The sequence below is a fragment of the Zunongwangia sp. genome (assembly GCF_048269745.1).
Classification (GTDB): Bacteria; Bacteroidota; Bacteroidia; order Flavobacteriales; family Flavobacteriaceae; genus Zunongwangia.
In genome coordinates this window covers 202,435-228,003 of sequence record NZ_JBLXIB010000003.1, presented here as the reverse complement: position 1 = coordinate 228,003, position 25,569 = coordinate 202,435, and the positions used below count along the sequence as shown (strand labels likewise).

The following is a 25,569-nucleotide window of genomic DNA, read 5'->3' as shown; positions in this document are numbered from 1 at the left end:
TCTAACCTTCTAAATTAGTAGATTCTAATAATTTAAACCAAAGCTTTTTCATTTTTGTGTAATTATAATTAGAAAGGGATGTATATTTCATTTTTCGTAACTTGCGAGTAAATTTTTTCACTTTTTTAAAAATGAAACAACAAATTCCCTATATTCCTAAACATAAAATAAGAATTGTTACCGCAGCTTCACTTTTTGATGGGCATGATGCGGCTATAAATATTATGCGTCGTATTATCCAGGCAACTGGAGTAGAAGTAATTCATCTTGGGCATGATCGTAGTGTCGAAGAAGTTGTGAATTGTGCTATACAGGAAGATGCCCATGCGATTGCTATGACTAGTTATCAGGGAGGGCATATCGAATATTTTAAATATATGTACGATTTGTTGCAGGAAAAAAATGCCGGGCAAATCAAGATTTTTGGTGGAGGCGGTGGAGTAATACTTCCTGAAGAAATTAAAGATCTTCACGAGTATGGGATTACCAGAATTTACGCGCCAGATGATGGGCGAGAATTAGGATTGCAGGGAATGATTAATGATTTGGTGAAAACTGTAGATGAGGAAGTACCTTCACTACCAGAAAGTACGGATGTTGGAGCAAAACTAAAATCAAAAAATACAAATACCATTTCTCGTTTAATTTCTCTTGCTGAAAATAAGCATGATGAATTTAAAATGCATTTTGAAGCTGTGCCTGAAACCGATAAAAATATCCCGGTGCTGGGAATTACAGGAACCGGTGGTGCCGGAAAATCGAGTTTGGTGGATGAACTGGTTCGTAGATTTTTAACCGATTTTCCAGAAAAACATATAGGAATTGTTTCTGTAGATCCTTCAAAAAAGAAAACCGGTGGCGCTTTGCTGGGTGATCGTATAAGAATGAATGCGATAAATCATCCTCGTGTTTATATGCGCTCGCTAGCAACACGACAAAGTAACCTTGCATTATCGAAATATGTTCAGGAAGCGGTTGAGGTGTTGAAAAAAGCCGAATACGACCTTATCGTTTTAGAAACTTCTGGGATTGGACAATCTGATACTGAAATTATTGATCATTCCGATGTTTCTTTATATGTGATGACGCCAGAATTTGGTGCGGCAACTCAACTTGAAAAGATTGATATGTTAGATTTTGCCGATTTGGTAGCGATCAATAAGTTCGATAAACGAGGCGCTCAGGATGCCTTACGTGATGTGAAAAAGCAATACCAGCGAAATCACCAGTTATGGCATGAAGATGCTAAAAAACTTCCGGTGTTTGGTACAATCGCGTCACAATTTAATGATCCCGGTATGAATACGTTGTACCGTAAGATTATGGATAAGATCGATGAGAAAACAGCTTCGAAATTAGAATCTACTTTTGAAGTGACTCGCGAAATGAGTGAGAAGATCTTTGTGATTCCGCCAAAACGAACTCGTTATCTTTCTGAAATTGCAGATAATAATCGCTCGTATAACGAAGCAGCAATTAAACAGGCTGATATCGCACAAAAACTCTTCGGTATTTATAAAACGATATTAAGTGTTGCGAATATTTCCGAAGAAAAATATAGTGCGCATTTTGATAAAAACGGATTGGTACAGGAAGAATTCTTAGACGATATTCAAACCGAAAATCATGAATTTTTAGGATTGCTGTTTAAAGAATTTGATCGTGTGAAAATGGATCTTGATCCTTACAACTGGGAAATTATTCTGGGATGGCAGGAGAAAGTTAATAAATATAGTGAGCCTATTTATTCGTTTAAGGTTCGAGACAAAGAGATTAAAATTGAAACCCATACCGAGTCGCTTTCGCATACGCAAATTCCAAAGATCGCTTTACCAAAATACTCGGCTTGGGGTGATATCTTAAAATGGAGCCTACAGGAAAATGTACCGGGCGAATTTCCATATACATCAGGATTGTACCCTTTTAAACGACAGGGAGAAGATCCAACAAGAATGTTTGCTGGGGAAGGTGGGCCAGAGCGAACCAATAGAAGATTTCATTATGTAAGTTTAGGTTTGCCGGCAAAGCGTTTGTCTACCGCTTTCGATTCGGTTACCCTTTATGGGAATGATCCAGATCATCGCCCTGATATTTATGGGAAGATCGGGAATGCCGGGGTTTCCATTTGCTGTTTAGATGATGCTAAGAAATTATATTCCGGCTTCGATTTAGCGCATCCATATACATCAGTAAGTATGACGATTAATGGCCCGGCGCCGATGTTGCTCGGATTTTTTATGAATGCCGCTATCGATCAGCAATGTGAGAAATATATAAAAGAGAACGGTCTAGAAGCTCAAGTTGAAACAAAATTAAAAGAACTTTACGACGATAATAATATCGAGCGACCAAGTTACAAGGGAGAGCTTCCTGAAGGAAATGATGGTTTAGGTTTGATGTTACTGGGATTAGCTGGTGACCAAGTGCTTCCGAAAGAAATTTATCAGGAAATAAAAATAAATACTCTGGCATCGGTTCGTGGAACGGTGCAGGCTGATATTTTAAAAGAAGACCAGGCGCAAAATACCTGTATTTTCTCTACGGAATATGCACTGCGATTGATGGGTGATGTTCAGGAATATTTTATCAAAGAGAAGGTAAGGAATTTTTATTCGGTTTCAATTTCAGGATATCATATTGCTGAAGCCGGAGCGAATCCAATTACACAGTTAGCCTTTACGCTGGCCAATGGTTTTACCTATGTAGAATACTATTTAAGCCGTGGAATGGATATCAATAAATTTGGGCCTAATTTATCGTTTTTCTTCAGTAACGGTGTAGATCCTGAATATGCAGTGATTGGCCGTGTGGCGAGAAAAATCTGGTCTAAAGCCTTAAAATATAAATACGAAGCCAATCCAAGAGCACAAATGCTGAAGTATCATATCCAGACTTCAGGACGATCTTTACATGCGCAGGAAATTGATTTTAATGATATCAGGACAACGCTTCAGGCACTTTATGCTATTTATGATAACTGTAATTCGTTACACACCAATGCTTACGATGAAGCAATCACTACGCCAACCGAAGCTTCAGTTCGACGTGCAATGGCAATTCAGCTGATTATTAATAAAGAATTAGGCTTAGCTAAAAATGAAAATCCTATTCAGGGCTCATTTATTATCGAAGAATTAACTGATTTAGTAGAAGAAGCCGTTTATGCAGAATTTGATCGCATCACCGAAAGAGGAGGTGTTTTGGGAGCAATGGAAACTATGTACCAGCGTGGGCAAATTCAGGAAGAAAGTTTGTATTACGAAACGCTGAAGCATAATGGCGATTATCCAATTATTGGTGTGAATACCTTCCTTAGTTCTACAGGTTCACCAACAGTAACACCGGGAGAGGTAATTAGAGCGACCGAAGAGGAAAAGCAAAACCAGATTAAGACTTTAGAAACTTTGCAAAAAGCTAAAGAAACAAAAGCTGAAGAAGCTTTGGAAGCAATAAAGAGAGCGGCAGTTCAAAACGAGAATATTTTTAAGGTATTAATGGAAGCAACAAAGGTATGTAGTCTTGGCCAAATCACTAACGCAATGTTTGAAGTTGGTGGGCAATATCGCAGAAATATGTAGTTTTTAATAAAAAATAACATACTGAAAATGAGTTGTTTTTAGTTTCTAAATCGTCTTTTTTTAATTTATAAAAAAAGACGATTTTTTTGTTTGTGAATTGATAAATCCGTTCTACATTTGCGCGCTTTTTAACGCCTATTTTTTAAAATTAAGCGATTTAATTTCACGTTTATGGAAAATGTATGGTTATTTGCAATAGCCGTTTTTACTGGTTTTTTTGCAATTAATAGTCCTATAGGGAATTTACCCGTATTTATTAGCTTAACTAAACAAGCTGATAAGAAAACACGTAGAAATATTTCAAAAAAAGCCACAATTACTGCATTTATAATTGTATCAGGTTTTGTGATTTTGGGGAAATATATTTTTAGTCTTTTTGGCCTGACAATTCCCGCTTTTAAAATTACAGGAGGAATTCTTATTTTCTTTGTAGGCTTTGAAATGATTAGAGCACAAGAATCTAGTATTGATAACCAGAGCGAAATAAACTTTAATGAAGGGATTTCTACTTCTCCATTAGCAATTCCAATTCTTGCTGGACCTGGTTCTATTGTTACCGCAATGAACTACACAACCAACGCCGATTATCTACAATTATTAGTAATATTGGTAATGTTCGGTTTAATTATGTATCTTAATTATTTAGCTTTTATTTCGAGCGATTATTTAGTTCGTTTTATTGGTCAAAATAAAATAGTTGTGGTAGAAAAAATTATGGGTTTAATAATTGCGATTATTGGTACAAATATGCTAATACAAGGTATTAAAATAGCTTTTTTTGAAGAAATTTAATATTAGTCTTTAGGTGGTAAATCGTTAATAAGTCGTTCAAAAAGATATATTTCTTTTCGAAGTAATTCGAGAAATTCAGAACCTTTTAAATGATGTAATTCTAATCGTTTACAAGTTGACTGTAATCGTGCTACTACTTTTTTAGTCTTTTCGATTCTCTTTCTTCGTAGCTTTTTATTTCTAGCTGATATAGCACTAGCAATACTAGGAGCTAATTGTAAAGAATCCATTACTATTTTACCTGCATATTTATCAGATTCAATTTGGGAAGTTTCCATTTCGATGATGTGCTTATCATCAGAAAAATAAGAAGAAATTGCTCTTGAAATTTGAAAGATTTCGATCGCTTTTTGATAAACAGGCAACTGAGTAGCGTTCATTTTATACTAACATTTGTTTTCTAAAATTACCTATTAAACCAGAAATTTGTATTTTAAATTTAATGCTAAATTAAATTTTTGCTTTAAAAATTAAGTAAAAATGCTTATTTTTATTTAAAAATTAAATGATAGATTCTTTAAATTGGGCTATTCTGGATTGTCTTCAGGAGAATGCAAGGCTGTCTTTTTCTGAAATTGGGCGTAGAGTAGGCTTAAGTTCTCCTGCGGTAGCAGAGCGTGTAAAGAAAATGGAAGACGCTGGAATTATAAAAGGATATAAAACTGACATATCATATCAAAAAGCAGGCTATTATTTAAAAGCAATTATAACTCTTAGCGCCTTTATGGGGCGTTTAAAGCCTTTTCTGGAAAAGGTTAAAGAACTTGAAGAAATTATAAATTGTTACAGAATTACCGGTAATGAGAACATTATTATGGAAGTTGTTTTACGAGATCAAAACCATTTGGAAGTTTTTATTGATAAGTTAATTACTTATGGAGAAACTAAAACACATATTATACTGTCTAATGCGGTAGACAAAGCTCCGGTAAAGAAACCAATTGCCAATCGGTAATCTAAAATTTTGAATTAAATTATTTTAGTAAATATTTACTTAATACCACTTACTAAATATAAAAGCGATCCACCTGCAGCATGATATTGCTCTCGTTGTACTGCACCCATAATATGGTCAGATCGGGTTTCGTATTTTTCTTGATATTCAAAATAGAAACGCATAAACTCTTCACCAGCAGCATTAAAATAATCGATGTCTTTTCGAGTTTCAGATTTCCATGCACTACCTTTCATCCATTGTTTTAAAGTTGCAATTTGCTCATTAGTGCTATAAGGAGGATACATAGCAATAGCTTTGTCTGATAAACGAACTTGAATATCCTGTAAACTTTCTTGTGCAAACCATCCCGGCAATAAATCTCCTAAAGAATTATCGCCTTCGCCTAATTCTTTTTTACCTTTTTCAATAATAAGCCGGTATTTTATATGGTCTAGCCGTTCATCAATACTTTCATTGGTAGACATTGAATCTTTTGTTAAGGTCTGCACAATATTATTAGGCTCTACACATAACAATAATCCATCTTTTTTAAGCACACGAATCATTTCTTTTAGTGCTTTTTTAGGATTTTTTAAATGAATAAGAACTGTTTGGCAAGTAACAAAATCAAAAGTTTCATCTTCAAAAGGAATATTTTCAGCATCCCCTTTAGCAAGCTTGAAATCGATTTTAGATAAATTGAAGTAATTTTCTAATTCATTATTATTTTTAAACCAGTTTACGTCGTTATCAATAGCCGTGACTGATGATTCTGGAGCCAAAAAAGGGGATAGAATGCGTGTCCAATGGCCTTGACCACAGCCTACATCCAGCATATTACAATATTTGGAGAGTTCTAATCGATTAGCGGTAAGTTCTAAAAATTCCTGATTCCACCAAAAATCTCTATACGATCCAAAATAGTTGTTTGAATGCCCTTTTTTACTCAAAATAAACGTTTTTGTAATTGGGAGTGCAATGTAATTATTTAAAGAATAGTGCTAATTATAAATTCATAATAATTGCTTATGTAATATATTAGTTAAACTTAGGTGAATTCTTATTTATTTAATAATATGTAGTTTTATTATTAATTATTTTTGTTAAAAAATAAAATGAATATGAAAAAAATAATAACATTTCTAGTAATAGCAGCAATAACCGGAATTATAGGTTTTTCAGGGTGGCGTTTTGATGGGGTAGCATTTATTAGAATACTATTTTTATTAGCTTTAGATGCACTTGTTATAGTGATCTTGGCGCGGTTTTTGTTTTCTGATAATCGGTTAAAGCTCGAAAGAGTAAAGAGAAAATAATATATTGTTTGTTTTAATTTATTAAAGCTTTCATCCGGCACGATGAAAGCTTTTTTATATTTACAATGTAGCTTATCTTTATGTAAATCATTAATTATGTGTAGAAAATTAATAGTTGTAATTTCCTTATTCTTTTTTATGAATACTCTTGCTCAGCAACAGTATTATTTAAAGAAAGGAGCGATAACCGATGGGCTTGCTATTGTTAACGATTCGCTACAAGAAACTTATGCTGTTTATTTGCCTACAAAATATTCTGTAGAGAATCCTCCAGGGATTTTGATTGTATTAAATGAAAAAGGAAAAGGACGAGAAGTAGTATCATATTTAAAAAAAATTGCTGAAGAACAGAATTATGTAATTGCAGCAACCAATACCCCACTTAAAACAGATAACGTAGAGAAAAATGTTTTACAAAATATTCGTTTTGTAAATAGTGTTTTAACTACTATAAATATAGATCCAAAACAAGTATTTATTGCAGGAAAAGGAAAAGGAGCAATTTCTGCTATTTTTTTAACACAATTGAATTTTCCGATAGCGGGTATTTTACCTATTAATCGAGCTTGGATAAATTCAAAAACTAAATTAACCGAAAGCTTTATTGGATTTAGTGCTGTTGTAGGAAGTCGAGATTACGAACGTGATTTGGTTGGAGATGTAGCTGAATTTTATGAAGATAAAGATAAAGTCTCATCAATAACACTATTTAATGGAGGACCAAATGCATGGCCAGATCTTACTAGCCTATACAATGCAACTAGTACTTTAACAATGGCTGCTATGCAGGCAAATATGCGTAAGAAGGATACTATTTTATTGGATACTTTTTTTAAATCCGATGTGAAAGCAGTTCATCAATTAAAAAATGAAAAAGCCTATTATCTTGCTTGGGAACAGTTCCAAAATATGGAAGCAAAGTATGAGCATTATAACGATCGTTTTAAAGATAAGCTTAAGCAATTAAAAAGAGAATTACGAAAAAATAAAGGAGTACGTAAACAGCGTAGATCTTATTACAATGTTTCAGAAGAAGAAGAATTTAAGAAAAATGATTTTTTAAGTTTTTTAGAAATGGATGTTTTGGAAGCGAATTTTGACAATATATCTTGGTGGGCTTCACAAGTTAACGAGTTAGAAACTAAAAAGGATTCTACAGATCAGGTTCAAGCAAATATGGCGTATCGGTTATTAGATTATTTAGATGCACTAAGCAAAACTAAATTTTTAGATATTAAAAATTCAAATTTCACAATTGATAATAAAATATTTACATCAATAATAAGAACATTAGTCAAACCTAAAGATCCTGAGCCTTATTTTGAAATTATAAAGTTAGCTGGTCACGATGGGGATTATCAAACAGCATTATTATATATGGAAGATTTGTTAAAAACAGGATTTTCTGATTTTCATGAATTGTATAAGGTAGAAGGAATTTTAGATTTACAGATGGGCAATGAATTTAATCAACTTATAAAAAAATATGGTGGAGAGCCTAAATACAGTATTTTGAATATTTCTGAAGAAGAAAAAGTAGATGAAGAATAACTATTTTGACTTATTAAAATTTCTTTTTAAGTTAATTCTTATGCTAATCGATTTATAATAAAATCCTGTCCTACTACTCTGCCGGAGAACAATTTGGGTAAAGAAATCGGCAGAGCAGAGTTTTGGGACAGGTGCATCATTAATAAACTATAACGAAACTAGAATTAATTAATTTGATGCATTTTTGGTTAGTTAATTGTGTACTCTATAAATAGCTCATTTTTTGATGCTTCATATTTTTTAGAATGAATAGATAGCTGCCAAAACAAAAGATGATAGGTTGTCCTGTGGTTTTAAATCCGAATCTAAAAATGGACCTGGATCATCTTGATCTACACTATCTAATCGTAATTCTGGTTTAATAATTAAATTACCTACTGTATAACTTCCTGTTAGTGTAAAATCTACAGTAGATGCATCGGCTCCATAAACAAGACCACCATCTTCTAATTCTTTAAAATATTCTGCACGTAAACCAATTGCAAAATTTTCTGAAGTTTGAAATTCTGGATATAATGCAGCTCCATAAAATCCTACTCCATCTGTAGTTTGGTAGGTTCCGTTAAACCCTAAATAAAATGCATCTGTAAGATTCCATCCGGTAGTTAAATCTATTTGGAATAGAGCTTCATCACTATCGTAAGACTGTTCTCCGTAAAGTAAATTTAAATAAGCGCTTCCTGCATCGTTGCTATAACCAAGTTGTCCGCCAAAACTATACTTTCCAAAAGGATTGTATTCAGTATAATCTGTAGGATTCATTATACCTAACATAGCACTCCAGTTTTCATCTATTGTGAAATCAGCTTTTATACCCGTATGAGAAAAAGGACCATAAGAGAACATATAAGAAGTGGAATAATGAAAATTAGCAGCCGGAGAGATTACTTCATAACCTAAGAAGGTATTAAAATTACCTAACGTTAAACGTACATTTTCGCTCACATTATAGAAAACATATAATTGGTTTACAATATTTGAAGGAGCAGAGGAAGCAAATACAGCATCTTCACCACGAGGACCAAAAACTAAATCGGCCACAAATCCCATTTTTTCATTTTCATAATTTAGAATAACATTTGCCATTCCAATTGCAAATCCAGGATCATTAGCAAATGAAGAAGCCGGTGCTGCTGCCATAAATTGTGGATTTCCATTTTCATCATATTCTGTTTTATTCAAGCCATTAAAATTAGCTCTAAAATAAGCATCTACTGATCCCGATACTTTTACATTGGAAAGAATACTATTATTGCTTTCTTCTTCTTGCGCTATTGCTGAGAAATTTAAAAGACAAATAGCTGAAAAGACTATTAAAATTCGGATATTTGTAAAAGTAAATTTTATCATGTTTGTGAGTATTTAGTTTGTTTGACAATGAATTGAATAAAAGTACAAGCAGAAATTTATTTAGAGGAGCACTCCGCCAAGTGCTCCTTTTTTTCTGCAACTTCTATATTTGGATATACTATTAATTTTTGGATTATTTATCTTTTCCAAATTCAGGATAAGAGTCTACACCGTGTTCGTGAATATCTAGACCTTCTAATTCTTCTTTTTCAGTTACACGTATTCCCATAACAGCTTTTAAAATGGATAATAAAATGAATGTAGTAGCCATAGCCCAAGCGCCAATAGCAATTACGCCAATAGCTTGAACTCCTAATAGTCCGAAACCACCACCATATAATAAACCGCCATCGGTAGCAAAAACACCAACTAAAATAGTTCCTACAGCACCTACTACACCGTGAACTGAAATAGCTCCTACTGGATCATCGATTTTTAATACTTTATCTATAAATTCAATAGAAAATACAACGACAATACCTGAAATAATTCCTATAAAAAATGAGCCCATTGGGGATACTGCTGCACAACCTGCCGTTATACCAACTAAACCAGCTAAAGCCCCATTCAATGTCATCGAGATATCTGCTTTTCCGTATCGAATCCATGTTAAAAATAATGCAACTACAGCTCCAGCAGCTGCCGATAAATTTGTTGTTATTACAATGCCTGCTACATTATTAGCGCTATCTCCAGATATAGCTAATTCTGAACCTGGATTAAAACCAAACCAACCTAACCATAGGATGAATACCCCTAATGCTCCGTAAACCATATTATGCCCTGGAATAGCATTAGATTTTCCATTAGTATATTTTCCAATACGCGGGCCTACTAATGCCGCTGCAACTAATGCTGCCCATCCACCAACCGAATGTACAACGGTTGAGCCTGCAAAATCTATAAAACCTAAATTACTTAACCAACCATCACCTTGCCATACCCAATGTCCGGATATCGGATAAATAACGGTAGTCATTAAAAGTGAGAAAACAAGATAGGTTGAAAATTTTGTTCTTTCAGCAACTGCACCAGAAACAATGGTTGCTGCTGTTGCACAAAATACAGTTTGAAAAAATAGATTGTGCATATCACCTATTTGATCGTAAAAAAGTTTTGGAGTACCTATGAATGTTGCAATATCATCGCCATACATAATTGTATAACCAATAGCCCAAAAGGCAATTGACCCGACAGCGAGATCCATAAGGTTCTTCATGATTATATTTGCAGAGTTTTTAGCTCTTGTGAAACCAACTTCCACTAAAGTAAAGCCAGCTTGCATAAAAAAGACTAGTATTCCGCAAATTACAATCCACATTAAATCTAAGACTGCGTTAGTATCCATAATTATAGTAGTATTTCAGTAGTTAATAATTAGTTATTTTAGAGATTGGCTTCCTTTTTCTTTAGTTCTAATTCGATACGCTTCCTCAATATCAGAAACAAAAATTTTCCCATCTCCAACTGAACCGGTATAGGCAGTTTCTAAAATGGCATTAATCGTTTTATCTAGAAAATCATCGGAGACAATAATGGATAATTTGCGTCGTTGAATGTCTGAAGTACTATACGAAACACCACGATACACATGACCATGTTTTTCGTTACCGACTCCGGTAACATCCCAATATGTAAAAAAAACTACATCATTATTATGTAAGGCTTTTTTTACTTCGTCAAATTTTGACTTTCTAATAATAGCTTCAATTTTTTTCATAAGAATTTCAGGTTTGATATTTTAAATGTATTAAAATTTCTTAATTAAAGTAAAAAAATGTGGGGTGTTGCTTAAATAAATGTAAAAAAAATAAAAATACCCCTAAATTTTTAGGGGTATTTTATTATTATTAGTAAAATTTTATTTTCAGTAGTATATTTATAATTAATCTTAGGTTAATTTTGAACAATATAAGCCTATAGCGGCAGCAATAATTCCTAAAAACAAGCTTCCAAAAGCATAAATTATGAAGTTTAGGAAATCTCCAGACTTGAAAAGTGCTTGATTTTCAAATGAAAAGGTCGAAAAAGTAGTGAAGCCTCCACAAAATCCTGTGGCTAATAATATGTATAATGGAGTTCCTAAATTATTGTGTTTTATTGCAGAACCAATAAATAAACCAATAAGGAAACTTCCTATTATATTAACCGCAAATGTTCCCCAAGGGATATTAAGGTCTGTGCTATTTAAAAATTTACTGATTAAATATCTAAAAATACTCCCTAAGCCGCCACCAAGGAAAACTAATAGTATATTTTTCATGATTTATTTAATAGGAATATAAAGATGAGTATTCCATTTAGCAGGATTTACAACTTTATCAGGGTCCGACAGATAAACTTGGAATCTGTGTCTGGTAGAATCAATTTCTAATCTATTTTCTTCAATATATTGGTAGCTTTTTTGCCAAGCTTTTTCTAAGTTTTTATAATTTCCTTTTAAAATAGTTTTTAATGCTTTTTGTGTAGGAATTTTTCCGCTTAAAATATTAGAATTTATTGGAGTAGTTATTTGAGTAGATGTAAAATACCCGGCTGAAAAAATTACCGAATTATTAGAAGTATTGTACTCATTGTATACAACTAATGGGTTTCCAATTTTTTCTATTTCGTTTTTATTCATAAAAGCATCAATAGCTTGAACTATCGGGCGCATTTTATTACTTATTTGGCTTAATTTGCTAGAAGTGCTGCTATATAAATAATAACCACCGCCATATTGAACAACACCTTCTGTAGTAATGTTGTATTTATTCATTTTACGAAGAACAACTTCTTCAATATTATCTAGACCTTCTTTAAGTTTAGGTTTTAGCTGCTCTATAGTAGATTCTCCGGTTATTAATTCCGCCAGTTTGTCTTTAAAACTTTTTTTACCTTTAATTCCCCAAGTTACTTTAGTTTTTTGGGGAGCAATAGCTTCAAAATTCCAGTACATTTTACCATTTGATTCTCCAAGGAAATTTTCAACTTTTAATTGTTGAACTATACTACTATAAGCTAAAGCTTCGTGAGTAGTTAGATTACCATCTCCTATAACAGAACTCTCCCATTGTAAATAGGGTTTGTTTATATCTATAGTATCATTCTTAATATTTTTAAATTCAATTTTGGTAAATGACCATGGAAGCCAATATTCCCAATTTTTTAAATCTAAAACTTCATTATAAACCATTTGTTGAGGTGCATTTATCGTTTCTTCATAGTCAATTTTATAATGCCCTTCTTGTGTAGCTATATAAATAGATCCTCCAATAACAAAGATTAGTATAAGAAATAAAATATATTTAAAAATTTTCATAATGCAATCGGCTTATTAGCTAATATAATTAATAATAGTATTAATATAACTCCATTTTTATAACTACCAACAATGCAATGAAAAAAAGAAAGGCTAGTAGAACAAAAAAACTTCCTTTATAATATTTACGGTGTAATTTTGCATCTTTTCGATATGTAAATATAATTACAGAGACGAATGCAATGAAAAAGAGTACCGCGAATATTAATTGACCTGTGCTAAACATTTTAGTTATTTTTACGCAAAGTTAATCGAATAAAGAAAAATTTAATGAAAAAGTATCTAGAAGCTGTACAAAAATTTCATGAAACATTTGGATTAGGTGTTTCCGAGGATATGAAACCAAGTTTAGGAAATGCGAAAAATAAGTTACGGTACGAATTAATGAAAGAGGAAAATGAGGAGTATTTAGAAGCAGCAGAGAATAATGATTTAGTAGAAGTAGCTGATGCTTTGGGTGATATGTTATATATTTTGTGCGGTACCATTTTAGAACATGGGATGCAACACAAAATTGTTGAGGTTTTTGAAGAAATACAAGAAAGTAACATGAGTAAATTGGGAAAAGATGGGAAACCAATTTATAGAGAGGATGGTAAAGTTATGAAGGGGCCTGATTATTTTAAACCTAACATAAAAAAGATATTAGATCAATAATTATTGATATTCTAAAATATGTGGAGGTTCATATCGATAAGGTTCTAAATCAAATTGATTATCAGTATTTACATTGAGCTTCATAATGTTTTGCCCACGTCCCGGAACATCGGGGAAAAATGCAAAAGATATTTTCACATTATCAAATACAAAATAATCATTGCTAATTAAGAACCCGAAACCTACTTTGGTATATAAGTCATTCTCAAAAAAGGGATTGGGTTCTTCTCCAATAAAACCTAGATCGAAATTTACATAAGGACTCATTCTAAAACCTAACCAACTAAATGGAACGTAAGATTGTGTTTGAAAGTTAAGCACAAATTTTCGTGTTCCAAATACTTCAAGGCTATTAAAACCTTCTATGCCGTTTTCTTCATTAATAGTTATCCTATCTTTTATAAATTCTTTACGCTTTATTCCTGCTACAATATCAGAACGTACAAACTGTCTAAAATGCCAAGTACCTATAGAAAATATAGGTGAAAAGTAGGTATTTTGCCATTTAAAAAGGGATTGGTTGGCTTCTCCATTATAAAAATTACTTCCGTATTGAATATTAGTAGCTAAATATCCAAAGTCTTTAAAATAATCAGAAAAAGTCAGGTCTATACCTAAATACATATTGTCATGAGAGCCTTGGTTACGTTGTATGCCAGCATTAATAATATAACTGTTACCGATCGGAATATCTTCTATATCACCATTTCTGAAAATATATCGATCTCGAGTATAATTGATTTTACGAATACCAACCGAACCTAAAATGATGTTATGATTCGAAAAATAGGAAACAGAATCTATTTTTTCACCAGGTTTTTTTAGGTATTTACGCTTGGTATAGCGAGCAGCTAACACCAAATTTGTAGGCAATTTTTCTTTAGAATTTTTATTGGCTATAGGAATAGCATAACCACCCCAAATATTAAAATCTCCAATTTTTAAAGGGGTTTTAAATATGGTGTCGAATTCCTGATGATAAATATTTTCTCGGTATAAATTTTCTTGAATACTAACTTGCCCTGCCCAACGTGCGTAGGGGGAATAAAAATCACGATCTATGCTTACGTAGTTTTTATATGATTTATCGGTTTCAACATCTCTAAGTAATTCAGTATTGATGTAGGAATTAAATATATTTTGAGCTCGATAACCAACGGTATATCCTGTACCATTTTTTAAACCATCGTCCGTTTTAGAAAAACCAGTTTTGTAAGCAAGAGTAGTTTGATGTCCTAATCCGAAAGAATTATATTCCCGTAAACGTAATTCTCCTTTTTTACTGGATAAATTTCCATCTACACTTAAACTCCAACTATCCAATATATATATATATACATCTACCGAATCTGAATTTTTAGAGACAGGTTTAGGTCGTGTTAAAACACGCCTAATATACTTTTGATTCCTCATTATACGTTCAGTTTCTAAAATTTTAAGAGAATCTAATTTTTCATTTTTATCATATAAAAGCAAGCCTTTTGCCGTAAATGCTTTTGTTTTGCCGTGTAAAGCATTCCCGATTTTATCTATTTTTCTATGTGGTTTTACGGTGGTGTCTTTTTCAGTATATCCAAAAGGATCTAAACTTTTTACATGGATATGTCGGATAATTTTACCTTGTGAAATACTAAAATTTCGTTGTAATTGATTTTCTATTTTTTGAACAGCTTTTTTTTCGTTCGATGGATTTACCGGTTCAAACATAAGGCCATACAACAGTTTAGTGAATTTACTATTGTACGATTTTTTCTGAATATTTTTATAAAATGTATCGTTTCGTTTATTCTTTATAGAATCTATATTTCGTATTTGTATGTTAGGTAAGCTGTCGTTTTGTTGAGAAAACACAGTTAAACAAAAGAATAAACAAAATATGGTGAAAAGATGTTTCAATCAGGTTTTAATTAATTAAAAAGTTATGCGAAATTATATATTTATAGCGTTATAAAAATAGTATTAACTACAAATTAAGAGGTATTTAAGTTTCATAAAACTTTCTATTCAAATTTATAGCAATAAAAAATGCGTTTCAGTTACGAAACGCATTTTTTGTATTGTAAAACAAATAAAGATTAATCTATAGCATAACGCCAATTAAATTTATCTTCTGCTATATTATACTGTATATTTAACAATTGTTGTTTAAATCTTTTTCCGTAAGAATCATCAATTGTTGGTAATTCAAATTTTTCTCCTTTGTAACCAAAACCTAAAATAGGAGTTACTACAGCAGCAGTTCCTGAACCAAAAATCTCTTTTAAAGTTCCCGCTTTTGCAGCTTCAGTAAGCTCGCTTACTTTTATTTTACGTACTTCTACTTCTACATTTTCGTTTTTAGCCAATTCCAGAATACTTTTTCTAGTAACGCCATCTAGAATTCTATCGCTAGTAGGAGCAGTTATTAATTTATCCCCAATTCTAAAAAACACATTCATAGTACCGGCTTCTTCTAAATATTCGTGAGAGTTAGAATCGGTCCAGATAACTTGTTGATAACCTTCTTCTTTAGCTAAATCGGTTGGATAAAATTGTCCGGCATAATTTCCGGCAGCTTTTGCAAAACCAATACCACCGTCTGCAGAACGGCTATAATCTTCAGAAATTTTTACGCGTACTTCACCACTGTAGTATGCTTGTGCAGGAGAACAAATAATCATGAAACGATATTCACTTGCAGGAGATGCAGAAACGCCTGCTTCGGTAGAAATTACAAATGGACGGATGTATAAAGAATTACCCATTCCTTTTTGAATCCAATCTTTTTCTAGTTGCATTAATTCTTTTAATCCATCAAAGAAAAAATCTTCTGGAAATTCAGGGATAGCTAAACGTTTACTTGATTTGTTTATTCTGTTGAAGTTTTCGTCTGGTCTAAAAAGCCAAACTTTGTCGTTTTCATCTTTATAGGCTTTCATTCCTTCGAAAACGGCTTGTCCATAATGAAAAACTTTAGCAGAAGGATCTAGTTGTAGCGGACCATAAGGTAATATTTGTGGTGTTTGCCAAGAGCCGTCTTTATAATCACAAACAAACATGTGGTCAGTGAAAGTTTGACCAAAAGAGAGTTTACTTAAATCGGTAGTTGCTAGTTTAGATTGTTTTACTTTTGTGATTTGTAAGTTTTGTTTAATGTTTTCCATTTTTTTTCATTTAAAACTCAAATTTACCGAAATTAATGCAATTTAAAAATCTAAAGTTTTGGTAATTTTGAAGTTTAAGCTAACTAATCTAATATATCTACTATGAGAAAATTTACAATTTTACTTGGTTTTATTTTTATTTTGATAGGTTGTGGACAGGTAAGTGCACAATCTTCTGATGAAAGTGTGAAAAATGAACAGATACAAGAATCTACTTACAAATCTTTTGGTGAAAAAATTTACTCTGAAAATGCTCTTTCTCAAAATGATATTCAAGAACACTATCGAAATTTAAAATTAGGAGATACTATTTCTATAAAAATAGAAGCGGTTGCTAGCAGTGTATGTAAGAAAAAGGGGTGCTGGATGGAATTAGCTGTTCCTGGAACACAAGATATTAGAATTCGATTTAAAGATTACGGATTTTTTGTACCTAAAAATATAGAGGGAAAGCAAGTAATAGCTCAAGGTAAAGCTTTTTTAAAAGAAGTATCTGTAAAAGAATTACGCCATTATGCAAAAGATGCAGGAAAAACTAAAGAAGAAATAGCAGCAATTATAGAACCTAAAAGAACATGGTCTTTTATGGCAGATGGCGTACTTATAAAACAATAATTTGGAGCGCAAAATTATAAGAACAGCAGATGGATCGGTAACTATACATTTACCGGAATTAGACGAGCAGTATCATTCTAAACATGGTGCAATACAGGAAGCTATGCATGTTTATATTGAAATGGGATTACGGTTTGAAAATATAAATCAGAAATCATCAATTTCAATTTTAGAAATTGGTTTTGGTACCGGCTTAAATGCATTACTAACAATATTAAACGGATCTGAACATGCCATACAATATACTGGAGTAGAAGCTTATCCGGTAAGTGAAGAAGAAATTAAGAGTTTAGATTATCCGGATAATCTTACTAATTTTAAAGATGCAAGAAATTATTTTGAAAAACTTCACAACGCCGAATGGGGACAACAAACGGCTATTTCTTCAATTTTCGATTTAAAAAAACGGAAACAGGACTTTAAAGATATCCAAGATATTAATGCATTCGATTTAATTTATTTTGATGCTTTTGGAGCTAGAGTTCAGCCTGAATTATGGACTGTAGCTATTTTTGAAAAAATGTATAACGCATTAAAGAAAGAAGGATTATTAGTTACTTATGCCGCAAAAGGAAGCGTACGTAGGGCTATGCAGGAAGTTGGTTTTAAAGTTGAGCGCTTACCTGGGCCACCGGGAAAAAGAGAAATGCTTCGAGCCGTTAAAAATTAGATAAATCTGCTGTTAAAGCCCGTGAAAATTGTTTGATTATTTAGCCATCCAAAGTACCTTAAAACAAAAAAATGCAATGCGGATATTAATTACAGGAGCTACCGGATTAATTGGTAGTAAGATAACCGATTTATGTAGGAAACAAAATATTTCGGTTAATTATCTTACTACGAGTAAGGAGAAAATCAAAAATGAAGAAAATTATCGTGGTTTTTTATGGAATCCTGACAAGAAGGAAATAGATGTTGATGCTATAAAAGGAGTTGATGCTATAATTAATTTGGTAGGAGAAAGTATTGCACAACGTTGGACAAAAGAAAATAAACGAGCAATTATAGAAAGTAGAGTAGAATCTACTAATTTATTGTTTGATACACTAGCTAAAAATCCACACCAAGTTTCACAAATTGTTTCGGCAAGTGCAATTGGTATTTATGAAAGTTCGCTACAGAAATTATATACAGAAGATGAAACAATAATCGACGATTCTTTTGTTGGTGAAGTCGTAGTAAAATGGGAAGCTGCTGTAGACAATTTTAAAGATTTAGGAATTAAAACTTCAAAAATTAGAATTGGATTAGTGATGGCAGAAAACGGCGGAATATTAGATCAGCTTAAACAACCTGTAGCTTATAATGTTGGCGCTCCTCTAGGAAGCGGAAAACAATGGCAATCTTGGATTCATATTACCGATTTAGCACAAATTTTCTTATTTGTTTTAAAAGAAGAAATAGGAGGTGTATTTAATGGAGTAGCACCAAATCCTGTTACTAATAAAGAGCTTACTAAGGAAGTAGCTTCTCAATTAAATAAACCTTTATGGCTGCCAAATGTTCCTTCTTTTATACTTAAAGCTTACTTTGGAGAAATGGCTCGGTTATTATTATCAAGCCAATTAGTGAGTAGCCAAAAAATTGAAGATCACGGTTATCATTTTGAATATAGAAGGTTAAACAAAGCGTTAAGTGATTTGCTGAAGTAAATAAAGAGTTGAGATTAGATTAAAAGAAATAAAAAAGCCACAATTCAAAAATTGTGGCTTTTTTATTTAGAAATAGAAAATGTACTTAGGCCTTTTTATCAGCTCTAATAGTAAACTTTAAAGTGATATCATCGTTTATAAAGTTATCACCTAAACTGTCAAATACAGATTTAGATCCGTAGTTTACATCCCAGTTAGTACGATCTATTGTAAACTCATCACTTGTAATGGTGTAAGCATCATCAGATTTTTTTATAGATACTGGGAATGTAATATTGTTCGTTTTATCTTTAATAGTTAAGTTACCAGAAAGCATTGTTTTTCCGTCACTTTCTTTAAGATCTGTAACTTCGAAAGTAGCTTCAGGATATTGGTTAATGTTAAAAAAGTCTCCTTCTTTACCTTCAACAGTACCTTTAAGGTGTGCTTCTAAGTCAGATTTATCATCACCTTCTAAATCAGTAACGTTGATAGATGTCATATCAATTGTAAAGTTACCACTTTCAATAAGGCTATCATTAGCCATAAAAGTACCTTCAGCAAAACCGATAGTTCCCATGTGCTGTCCGGCTGGTTTTTTTCCAATCCATTCAATTTCTGAAGCTTCAGGATCTACAGTGTAAGCTACAGATTCGTTGCTAGCTTCAGCTACTTCTTGAGCATCTTGAGTATTAGATTTGTTCTCATTGTTTTTACAGCTACTTGTTCCGGCTATAATGGCCACTGCCATAAAAATCTTTACAATGTTTTTTTTCATCTGTTGAAATTTAGTTTTTTTGCAATTTAGTTTAACCCCAAATGTAATTGCTATATAGTTAGCGTAATCATAAAAAAATATTAAAATATAGGATGACAATTTGACACCAGATTTTACTTGGCAACAAATTTGACAATAGACTCACAAAATAATTAAGGTACGATGACGAAAAAAGATAAAGATATTAAAGGACAAGACGATTCTGTAAAAAATAAAGTTGAAGAGAACTTAGATAAAGCTATCGAGGAAGTAGAGAAGGAAATAGAAGAAGCTAATAATAACGACGACGATACAGATGTAGTTTCTCAAGAAGAGAAATTAAAAGAAGAAGTTCAGAAAGAAAAAGATAAGTTTTTACGATTATTCGCAGAATTCGAAAATTATAAAAAACGAACTTCTAAAGAACGTTTAGATCTTTTTAAAACAGCTAACAAGGAAGTTATGCTAGCCTTACTTCCGGTTTTAGATGATTTTGACAGAGCCTTAATCGAAATTAGAAAAACTGATGATGAAAATTTAGTTAAAGGAGTTGAACTTATCCATACTAAATTTAAAGAAACACTCAATAGCAAAGGTCTTGAAATAGTAGAAGTAGAGCAAGGAGAAGTTTTTGATGCAGATAAACATGAAGCTATTACTCAAATACCAGCTCCAAATGAGGATTTAAAAGGTAAAATAGTTGATGTAGTGGAACGTGGATATAAATTAGGAGAGCGCATTATTCGTTATCCAAAAGTTGTTACTGGTAAGTAATTAGCAACAACTATAACAATTAATCGCAAGATCAATACATATCATGAAAGAAGATTATTACGACATACTAGGAATTAGCAAAGATGCTTCTGCCGCAGAAATAAAAAAAGCCTATCGAAAAATGGCTATCAAATATCACCCAGATAAAAATCCGGGAGATACTGAGGCCGAAGCTAAATTTAAAAAAGCAGCGGAAGCGTATGAAGTATTAGGTAACCAAGATAAAAAAGCAAAATACGATCGTTTTGGTCACCAAGCTTTTGATGGTAGCGGTGGTTTTGGCGGTGGTACCGGCGGCATGAATATGGATGACATATTTAGCCAATTTGGAGATATCTTTGGCGGCGGCTTCGGCGGTGGTGGAGGATTCTCTGGTTTTGGTGGTGGCGGTCAACGTCGTGCTAAAGGGAGTAATCTTAGAATTAGAGTGTCTCTAAATCTAGAAGAAATTGCCAATGGTGTTGAAAAGAAAATAAAAGTAAAGCGAAAAATAAAAGCACCAGGCACTACTTATAAAACGTGTTCTACCTGTAATGGAACCGGTCAAGTAACTCGTATTACCAATACAATACTAGGAAGAATGCAAACAGCTTCTCCGTGTACGACTTGTGGAGGTAGCGGTCAGATGATTGATAAGAAACCAGCTGATGCCGACGAGCAAGGATTGAAAATTCAGGAGGAAATGGTTTCAATTAAAATTCCTGCTGGTGTAGAAGATGGGATGCAACTAAAAGTAGCTGGAAAAGGTAATGAAGCTCCAGGAAATGGAATTCCAGGTGATTTATTAGTTGCTATTGAAGAAAAATCTCATGAAAGTTTACAACGAGAAGGAGATAATTTACACTACGATTTGTATGTAAGTTTTTCTGAAGCAACTTTAGGAGCTTCTAAAGAAATACAAACTGTTAACGGAAAAGTTCGTATAAAAATAGAGCCTGGGGTACAATCCGGTAAAATTCTTCGTCTACGCGGTAAGGGGATAAAAAGCCTTAGTGGTTATGGACATGGAGATTTATTAGTACATGTAAATGTTTGGACACCAAAAACGTTAAATAAAGAGCAACGCGAATTTTTTGAAAAAATGGCTAATGACGATAATTTCCGCCCTGACCCTAAGAAGGGAGATAAATCGTTTTTTGAAAAAGTTAAAGATATGTTTTCTTAAAGACTTAATTTTAAGAAAAAATTTATATATTTGATTCTCACTAAGACTTTTAGTGAGAATTTTTCTTTTTCATAGCAATTTTTTTCCCATCCTTATCCCAATAAGGGTGGGTTTTATTTTTAACAACTTCATTAAATCTCTTTTGAATATTATTTATCTCGTTTTAAGTGTTTTATATGGTTTTTTGATTTGAAGTAGTCAAAAATAATTTATTAAAACGAAGAAAATATATCTAGTAATTTGATCATTTTTTATTGAATTATTATTTTCTACTCAGGAAAAGTATTTTTGTAATATAGATAATCTACAGAAGATTCCGCTATAGCAGAATTAGTTAAAATAGATCGTTATTATTCTAACTTTATTAAATTATTTAAAAAGTCTAGTTTGTATAGTTCTTCTAAGTTTGTAGACAGATATACTATTTTATTACCTGTTAATGATGTTTTCCTTTCGATTATATAGATGTAAAAATGAATTAGCAAAATCACAGGAACTCACTAATAATGTTTAATTACTTAATTTTGTTAAGAATTATACTATATCTTTTCTTTCTAAAATAATGACTTCACAATTTGAAGATTTTCGACTATTAGATGGTTTCGACGGTAAAGAAATTCAAATTAGTACCTCTGGGATTATTAGAGTTGGCGGCGGTACGCAAATTATACAACCTAATATTTGAGCTAAATATGGGATTATATATTTAAATTTTGGAAAATTAATATGTTATTACGTATAATTTAGTTTTAAAATAGCATAGAATTTAAACTACCTTTTGAAGGAAGTTTTTTATGGTTTATAAAAAAATTACCGTATTTTTATAAGTCTTGCCCTAATTGAATATCTTTACCCCCACAAATAAAAGGTATGGCAGAAAATCTATTAGTGGCAGAGAACGTATATAAGCGTTTTGGGAATTATACCGCGCTTAATAACGTATCGATAACCATTCCTAAAGGAAGTATATTTGGCTTATTAGGGCCAAATGGAGCTGGAAAGACTACTTTTATCCGAATTATCAATCAAATAACAATGCCTGATGAAGGTAAAGTTTTTTTGGACGGAAATTTATTACAGCCAAATGATATAATGAATATTGGCTATCTGCCGGAAGAGCGTGGATTGTACAAATCGATGAAGGTTGGAGAACAAGCCTTATATTTAGCTAGGTTGAAAGGTTTATCTAAAGCTGAAGCTAAAAGTAGATTACAGTATTGGTTTCAAAAACTAGATATTCTAGATTGGTGGGATAAAAAAATCCAAGAACTCTCAAAAGGTATGGCGCAAAAGGTGCAATTTGTAATTACTGTTTTGCACGAACCGAAACTATTAATTTTTGATGAGCCTTTTAGTGGTTTCGATCCTGTCAATGCAAATATTATAAAAAAAGAGATTTTAGAACTGAAAGAGAAAGGAGCAACTATTCTTTTTTCTACACATAGAATGGAAAGTGTCGAAGAGCTTTGTGATTATATGGCGCTGATTAATAAATCTAATAAGTTGCTAGATGGTAAGGTTTCGGAAATAAAGAAAGCTTATAAAAGCAATACTTACGAGATTGGTTTAGAAACTTTAAATGAAGTAGAATTAGTAAGCGATCTTAAGTCTAAATATGAAATTGGAACTGCCAAGTTTAAAAGTATTAGTAATGACCTTAAGTTAAGTGTAAAATTGCCAGACGGAACTACTTCAAATGAATTAATTCAATACTTATTAACAAAAGGTCAGTTAAACCATTTTGAAGAGGTAATCCCTTCTGTTAACGATATATTCATAAAAACGGTAACTCGTAATGCGTAGTTTAAAACTTATAATACAACGCGAATATTTAGCAAGAATAAGAAATAAGTCATTCGTGGTAATGACGTTTCTTAGTCCACTAATTCTAGTAGGTATGTTTGTATTAATTGCCTATTTAAGCGTTCTAAATGATAGTGAACATTATACAATTGGTGTACACGATGAAACAGGTTTATTTACAGAGGATTTTCAAGATGATTCAAATCTTCAGTATATCGATTTTTCTTCCTCTACGCTTGAGGAAGCTAAAAATATAGTTAAGAAAAATGGATATTACGGACTTATAAATATTCCCAAGGCAACTACTAGTTCTCAATTATCAGGAGATGTAGAATTTTACGGAAAAGAATCTCCCGGATTAGGAACTATTAAAAATATAGAGAAAACAATATCCGAGCGGTTAACTCGAAATAAATTAATAGCTCGTGGGATTGATGTTTCCCAGATAGATAATGCCAAAGCCAATGTGAATGTTGAGATACAAAATTTCTCCGGAGAACATACTTCGAAAATGGCAAATTATTTAAAAATGTTTTTTGGAGGCGCAGCAGGATATTTGTTAATGATGTTTATTATTATTTACGGAAATATGGTGATGCGTAGTGTTATTGAAGAAAAAACAAATAGAATTATCGAGATTATTATTTCTTCAGTAAAACCTATGCAATTAATGTTAGGTAAGGTATTAGGAACATCTCTTGCAGGAATAACACAATTTACTATATGGGTAATTTTGGGTGGTGTTTTGTATTCTTTAGCAGGCTTATATTTTGGAATAGATCTTTTAGGAAGTTCCAAAGATGTTCACATTCAAGCAGCACAAGCAAATATGCCTGAAATTAATCAGTTAGTAAAAGATGTGCTTAATTTGCCTATTTTTAGTTTAATTATATATTTTCTAATTTACTTTTTAAGCGGATACTTTTTGTATAGTGCTATTTATGCAGCTATTGGAGCAGCAGTAGATAGCGAGACTGATACCCAACAATTTATGTTTCCAGTAATTTTACCATTAATGTTAGGTATTTATGTTGGTTTTTTCGCTGTAATAGAGAATCCACACGGTACCATAAGTACAATTTTTTCTATGATTCCGTTAACATCTCCTATAGTTATGTTAATGCGTATTCCTTTTGGTGTACCATGGTGGGAAATTACACTTTCTATTCTTATATTGGTAGTAACCAACATGGGAGTAGTATGGTTAGCTGCTAAAATTTATCGTGTTGGAATTCTAATGTATGGCAAAAAAGCTAGTTATAAAGAAATTTATAAGTGGCTTAAATATTAATATGCAGCAAGATACATCGAGTCATATTTCAAAAATAATTGAGCAAGATATTTGGGGCACTATAAAAAATGCGCTAGACTTTGCAATTTTTTCTTATGGTAAAAATGATTCGGTAGAAATTACTGTAGGTGTAGTATTATTGGTAATATTTGTATTTATTATTACCAGTTTATTATTGCGTTTTATACGTTCTTTTATTCTGAAAAGGCTTTTAAAGGAAGACAAACTTAAGTTTTTAAGTATATTTAAGTTTGTTAAGTACATTGTTTATTTAATTGTTATTCTAATAACATTAAGTTCCGCCGGAATAAATATTACAATCCTGCTTACAGCTTCTGCAGCACTTTTTGTAGGAGTAGGTTTAGCTTTACAGGAATTGTTTCAGGATATTATAGGAGGAGTTTTTATCATTTTAGATAAATCATTACTTGTAGGGGACGTTATAGAGATAGAAGAAAAAGTAGCACGGGTTATTGAAATAAAATTACGAACTACACGAGCACTTACTCGAGATGATAAAGTAATGATAATTCCCAATCATAAGTTTATTAGTAATACCGTTTATAATTATACCCAAAACCACCGAACCACTCGAGAGAATGTAAAAGTGGGAGTTGCCTATGGAAGCCCAACACAAAAAGTAAAAGAGATTTTATTGAATTGTGCCTCAGAACAAAAAGGAATTCTAGAAAATCCTGTCCCTTTTGTGCTATTTGAAGATTTTGGAGACTCATCACTATTATTCGGAATCTATTTTTATATTGATGATAGTTTTACAGATCCAAAATTAAAAAGTGAACTTCGGTTTAAAATCGATGATGCATTTCGAGAGGCAAATATTTCAATTCCTTTCCCTCAGCGAGATGTTCATTTATTTCAGACTTCACAAAAAACAGAAACCAGTTAAT

General features: G+C 32.2%; 26 protein-coding genes. 15 read left to right on the top strand and 11 right to left on the bottom strand.

Annotated elements, in window-relative coordinates:
• Positions 1 to 131: 131 nt before the first annotated feature.
• Together ACN0WI_RS05830 and ACN0WI_RS05825 are read left to right on the top strand one after the other, a co-directional pair.
• Positions 132 to 3,578, top strand: a complete 3,447-nt coding sequence (locus ACN0WI_RS05830; protein WP_417885709.1) for a methylmalonyl-CoA mutase family protein — start codon at positions 132 to 134, stop codon at positions 3,576 to 3,578.
• Between the two features lie 171 nt (positions 3,579 to 3,749).
• The gene (locus tag ACN0WI_RS05825) at positions 3,750 to 4,370 is read left to right on the top strand and encodes a MarC family protein (RefSeq protein ID WP_417885708.1); all 621 of its coding nucleotides are present in this window, start codon (positions 3,750 to 3,752) and stop codon (positions 4,368 to 4,370) included.
• 2 nt (positions 4,371 to 4,372) lie between these two features.
• On the opposite strand, the gene ACN0WI_RS05820 is transcribed toward ACN0WI_RS05825, so the two are convergent.
• Entirely contained in the window at positions 4,373 to 4,750 is a 378-nt protein-coding gene (locus ACN0WI_RS05820) for a hypothetical protein (protein WP_417885707.1), read from the bottom strand.
• Between the two features lie 125 nt (positions 4,751 to 4,875).
• Between ACN0WI_RS05820 and ACN0WI_RS05815 the strand changes: the two genes are divergently transcribed.
• Positions 4,876 to 5,325 (top strand): Lrp/AsnC family transcriptional regulator, encoded by a 450-nt coding sequence (locus ACN0WI_RS05815; protein WP_417885706.1) that lies wholly within the window; start codon positions 4,876 to 4,878, stop codon positions 5,323 to 5,325.
• Between the two features lie 35 nt (positions 5,326 to 5,360).
• Here ACN0WI_RS05815 and ACN0WI_RS05810 read toward each other — a convergent pair whose 3' ends face one another.
• The gene (locus ACN0WI_RS05810) at positions 5,361 to 6,257 is read right to left on the bottom strand and encodes a class I SAM-dependent methyltransferase (RefSeq protein WP_417885705.1); all 897 of its coding nucleotides are present in this window, start codon (positions 6,255 to 6,257) and stop codon (positions 5,361 to 5,363) included.
• 171 nt (positions 6,258 to 6,428) lie between these two features.
• Here ACN0WI_RS05810 and ACN0WI_RS05805 point away from each other — a divergent pair, with 171 nt between their 5' ends.
• Entirely contained in the window at positions 6,429 to 6,623 is a 195-nt protein-coding gene (locus tag ACN0WI_RS05805; RefSeq protein ID WP_417885704.1) for a DUF1328 domain-containing protein, read from the top strand.
• Positions 6,624 to 6,719: 96 nt separating this feature from the next.
• The gene (locus ACN0WI_RS05800) at positions 6,720 to 8,174 is read left to right on the top strand and encodes a hypothetical protein (RefSeq protein WP_417885703.1); all 1,455 of its coding nucleotides are present in this window, start codon (positions 6,720 to 6,722) and stop codon (positions 8,172 to 8,174) included.
• A gap of 240 nt (positions 8,175 to 8,414) precedes the next feature.
• On the opposite strand, the gene ACN0WI_RS05795 is transcribed toward ACN0WI_RS05800, so the two are convergent.
• From ACN0WI_RS05795 to ACN0WI_RS05770, 6 genes are all read right to left on the bottom strand, one after another.
• Positions 8,415 to 9,524 carry a porin gene (locus ACN0WI_RS05795; RefSeq protein ID WP_417885702.1) on the bottom strand — a complete coding sequence of 370 codons (1,110 nt, stop codon included), beginning with the start codon at positions 9,522 to 9,524 and terminating at the stop codon, positions 8,415 to 8,417.
• Between the two features lie 133 nt (positions 9,525 to 9,657).
• Positions 9,658 to 10,872, bottom strand: a complete 1,215-nt coding sequence (locus ACN0WI_RS05790; protein WP_417885701.1) for an ammonium transporter — start codon at positions 10,870 to 10,872, stop codon at positions 9,658 to 9,660.
• 33 nt (positions 10,873 to 10,905) lie between these two features.
• Positions 10,906 to 11,244 (bottom strand): P-II family nitrogen regulator, encoded by a 339-nt coding sequence (locus ACN0WI_RS05785; protein WP_417885700.1) that lies wholly within the window; start codon positions 11,242 to 11,244, stop codon positions 10,906 to 10,908.
• Between the two features lie 171 nt (positions 11,245 to 11,415).
• On the bottom strand, positions 11,416 to 11,787 hold the full coding sequence (crcB, locus tag ACN0WI_RS05780) for a fluoride efflux transporter CrcB (protein WP_417885699.1): 372 nt from the start codon (positions 11,785 to 11,787) through the stop codon (positions 11,416 to 11,418).
• A gap of 3 nt (positions 11,788 to 11,790) precedes the next feature.
• On the bottom strand, positions 11,791 to 12,825 hold the full coding sequence (locus ACN0WI_RS05775; RefSeq protein ID WP_417885698.1) for a GyrI-like domain-containing protein: 1,035 nt from the start codon (positions 12,823 to 12,825) through the stop codon (positions 11,791 to 11,793).
• Positions 12,826 to 12,865: 40 nt separating this feature from the next.
• Positions 12,866 to 13,051 (bottom strand): hypothetical protein, encoded by a 186-nt coding sequence (locus tag ACN0WI_RS05770; protein WP_417885697.1) that lies wholly within the window; start codon positions 13,049 to 13,051, stop codon positions 12,866 to 12,868.
• A 44-nt stretch (positions 13,052 to 13,095) separates the two neighbouring features.
• Here ACN0WI_RS05770 and ACN0WI_RS05765 point away from each other — a divergent pair, with 44 nt between their 5' ends.
• Complete coding sequence (locus ACN0WI_RS05765) at positions 13,096 to 13,482, top strand: hypothetical protein (RefSeq protein WP_417885696.1); 387 nt, start codon at positions 13,096 to 13,098, stop codon at positions 13,480 to 13,482.
• Here the strand turns inward: ACN0WI_RS05765 and ACN0WI_RS05760 are convergent, their stop codons facing one another.
• Positions 13,483 to 15,333, bottom strand: coding sequence for a hypothetical protein (locus ACN0WI_RS05760; protein ID WP_417885695.1), 1,851 nt, complete (start codon positions 15,331 to 15,333; stop codon positions 13,483 to 13,485). It abuts the gene before it with no gap.
• A 224-nt stretch (positions 15,334 to 15,557) separates the two neighbouring features.
• Positions 15,558 to 16,625 (bottom strand): branched-chain amino acid aminotransferase, encoded by a 1,068-nt coding sequence (locus ACN0WI_RS05755; RefSeq protein ID WP_417885694.1) that lies wholly within the window; start codon positions 16,623 to 16,625, stop codon positions 15,558 to 15,560.
• A gap of 102 nt (positions 16,626 to 16,727) precedes the next feature.
• On the opposite strand from ACN0WI_RS05755, the gene ACN0WI_RS05750 reads away from it, so the two are divergent.
• From ACN0WI_RS05750 to ACN0WI_RS05740, 3 genes are all read left to right on the top strand, one after another.
• Positions 16,728 to 17,240, top strand: a complete 513-nt coding sequence (locus ACN0WI_RS05750) for a DUF4920 domain-containing protein (protein ID WP_417885693.1) — start codon at positions 16,728 to 16,730, stop codon at positions 17,238 to 17,240.
• Position 17,241: 1 nt separating this feature from the next.
• Positions 17,242 to 17,910 carry a tRNA (5-methylaminomethyl-2-thiouridine)(34)-methyltransferase MnmD gene (mnmD, locus tag ACN0WI_RS05745; protein WP_417885692.1) on the top strand — a complete coding sequence of 223 codons (669 nt, stop codon included), beginning with the start codon at positions 17,242 to 17,244 and terminating at the stop codon, positions 17,908 to 17,910.
• Positions 17,911 to 17,986: 76 nt separating this feature from the next.
• On the top strand, positions 17,987 to 18,892 hold the full coding sequence (locus ACN0WI_RS05740; RefSeq protein WP_417885691.1) for a TIGR01777 family oxidoreductase: 906 nt from the start codon (positions 17,987 to 17,989) through the stop codon (positions 18,890 to 18,892).
• Between the two features lie 85 nt (positions 18,893 to 18,977).
• On the opposite strand, the gene ACN0WI_RS05735 is transcribed toward ACN0WI_RS05740, so the two are convergent.
• Positions 18,978 to 19,649, bottom strand: a complete 672-nt coding sequence (locus ACN0WI_RS05735) for a YceI family protein (RefSeq protein WP_417885690.1) — start codon at positions 19,647 to 19,649, stop codon at positions 18,978 to 18,980.
• Between the two features lie 162 nt (positions 19,650 to 19,811).
• Between ACN0WI_RS05735 and ACN0WI_RS05730 the strand changes: the two genes are divergently transcribed.
• The 6 genes from ACN0WI_RS05730 to ACN0WI_RS05705 all read left to right on the top strand — a co-directional run bounded on the left by ACN0WI_RS05730 (position 19,812) and on the right by ACN0WI_RS05705 (position 25,568).
• Positions 19,812 to 20,402: a nucleotide exchange factor GrpE gene (locus ACN0WI_RS05730; protein ID WP_417885689.1), complete on the top strand. Its 591-nt coding sequence runs from the start codon at positions 19,812 to 19,814 to the stop codon at positions 20,400 to 20,402.
• Between the two features lie 43 nt (positions 20,403 to 20,445).
• Positions 20,446 to 21,567: a molecular chaperone DnaJ gene (gene dnaJ, locus ACN0WI_RS05725; protein WP_417885688.1), complete on the top strand. Its 1,122-nt coding sequence runs from the start codon at positions 20,446 to 20,448 to the stop codon at positions 21,565 to 21,567.
• 562 nt (positions 21,568 to 22,129) lie between these two features.
• Positions 22,130 to 22,252 (top strand): hypothetical protein, encoded by a 123-nt coding sequence (locus tag ACN0WI_RS05720; RefSeq protein ID WP_417885687.1) that lies wholly within the window; start codon positions 22,130 to 22,132, stop codon positions 22,250 to 22,252.
• 185 nt (positions 22,253 to 22,437) lie between these two features.
• Positions 22,438 to 23,370, top strand: a complete 933-nt coding sequence (locus ACN0WI_RS05715) for an ABC transporter ATP-binding protein (RefSeq protein ID WP_417885686.1) — start codon at positions 22,438 to 22,440, stop codon at positions 23,368 to 23,370.
• The gene (locus ACN0WI_RS05710) at positions 23,363 to 24,661 is read left to right on the top strand and encodes an ABC transporter permease (RefSeq protein ID WP_417885685.1); all 1,299 of its coding nucleotides are present in this window, start codon (positions 23,363 to 23,365) and stop codon (positions 24,659 to 24,661) included. The genes ACN0WI_RS05715 and ACN0WI_RS05710 overlap by 8 nt, the downstream gene beginning before the upstream one ends.
• Complete coding sequence (locus tag ACN0WI_RS05705) at positions 24,612 to 25,568, top strand: mechanosensitive ion channel family protein (protein ID WP_417885684.1); 957 nt, start codon at positions 24,612 to 24,614, stop codon at positions 25,566 to 25,568. Before ACN0WI_RS05710 ends, ACN0WI_RS05705 begins: the two co-directional genes overlap by 50 nt.
• Position 25,569 lies beyond the last annotated feature (1 nt).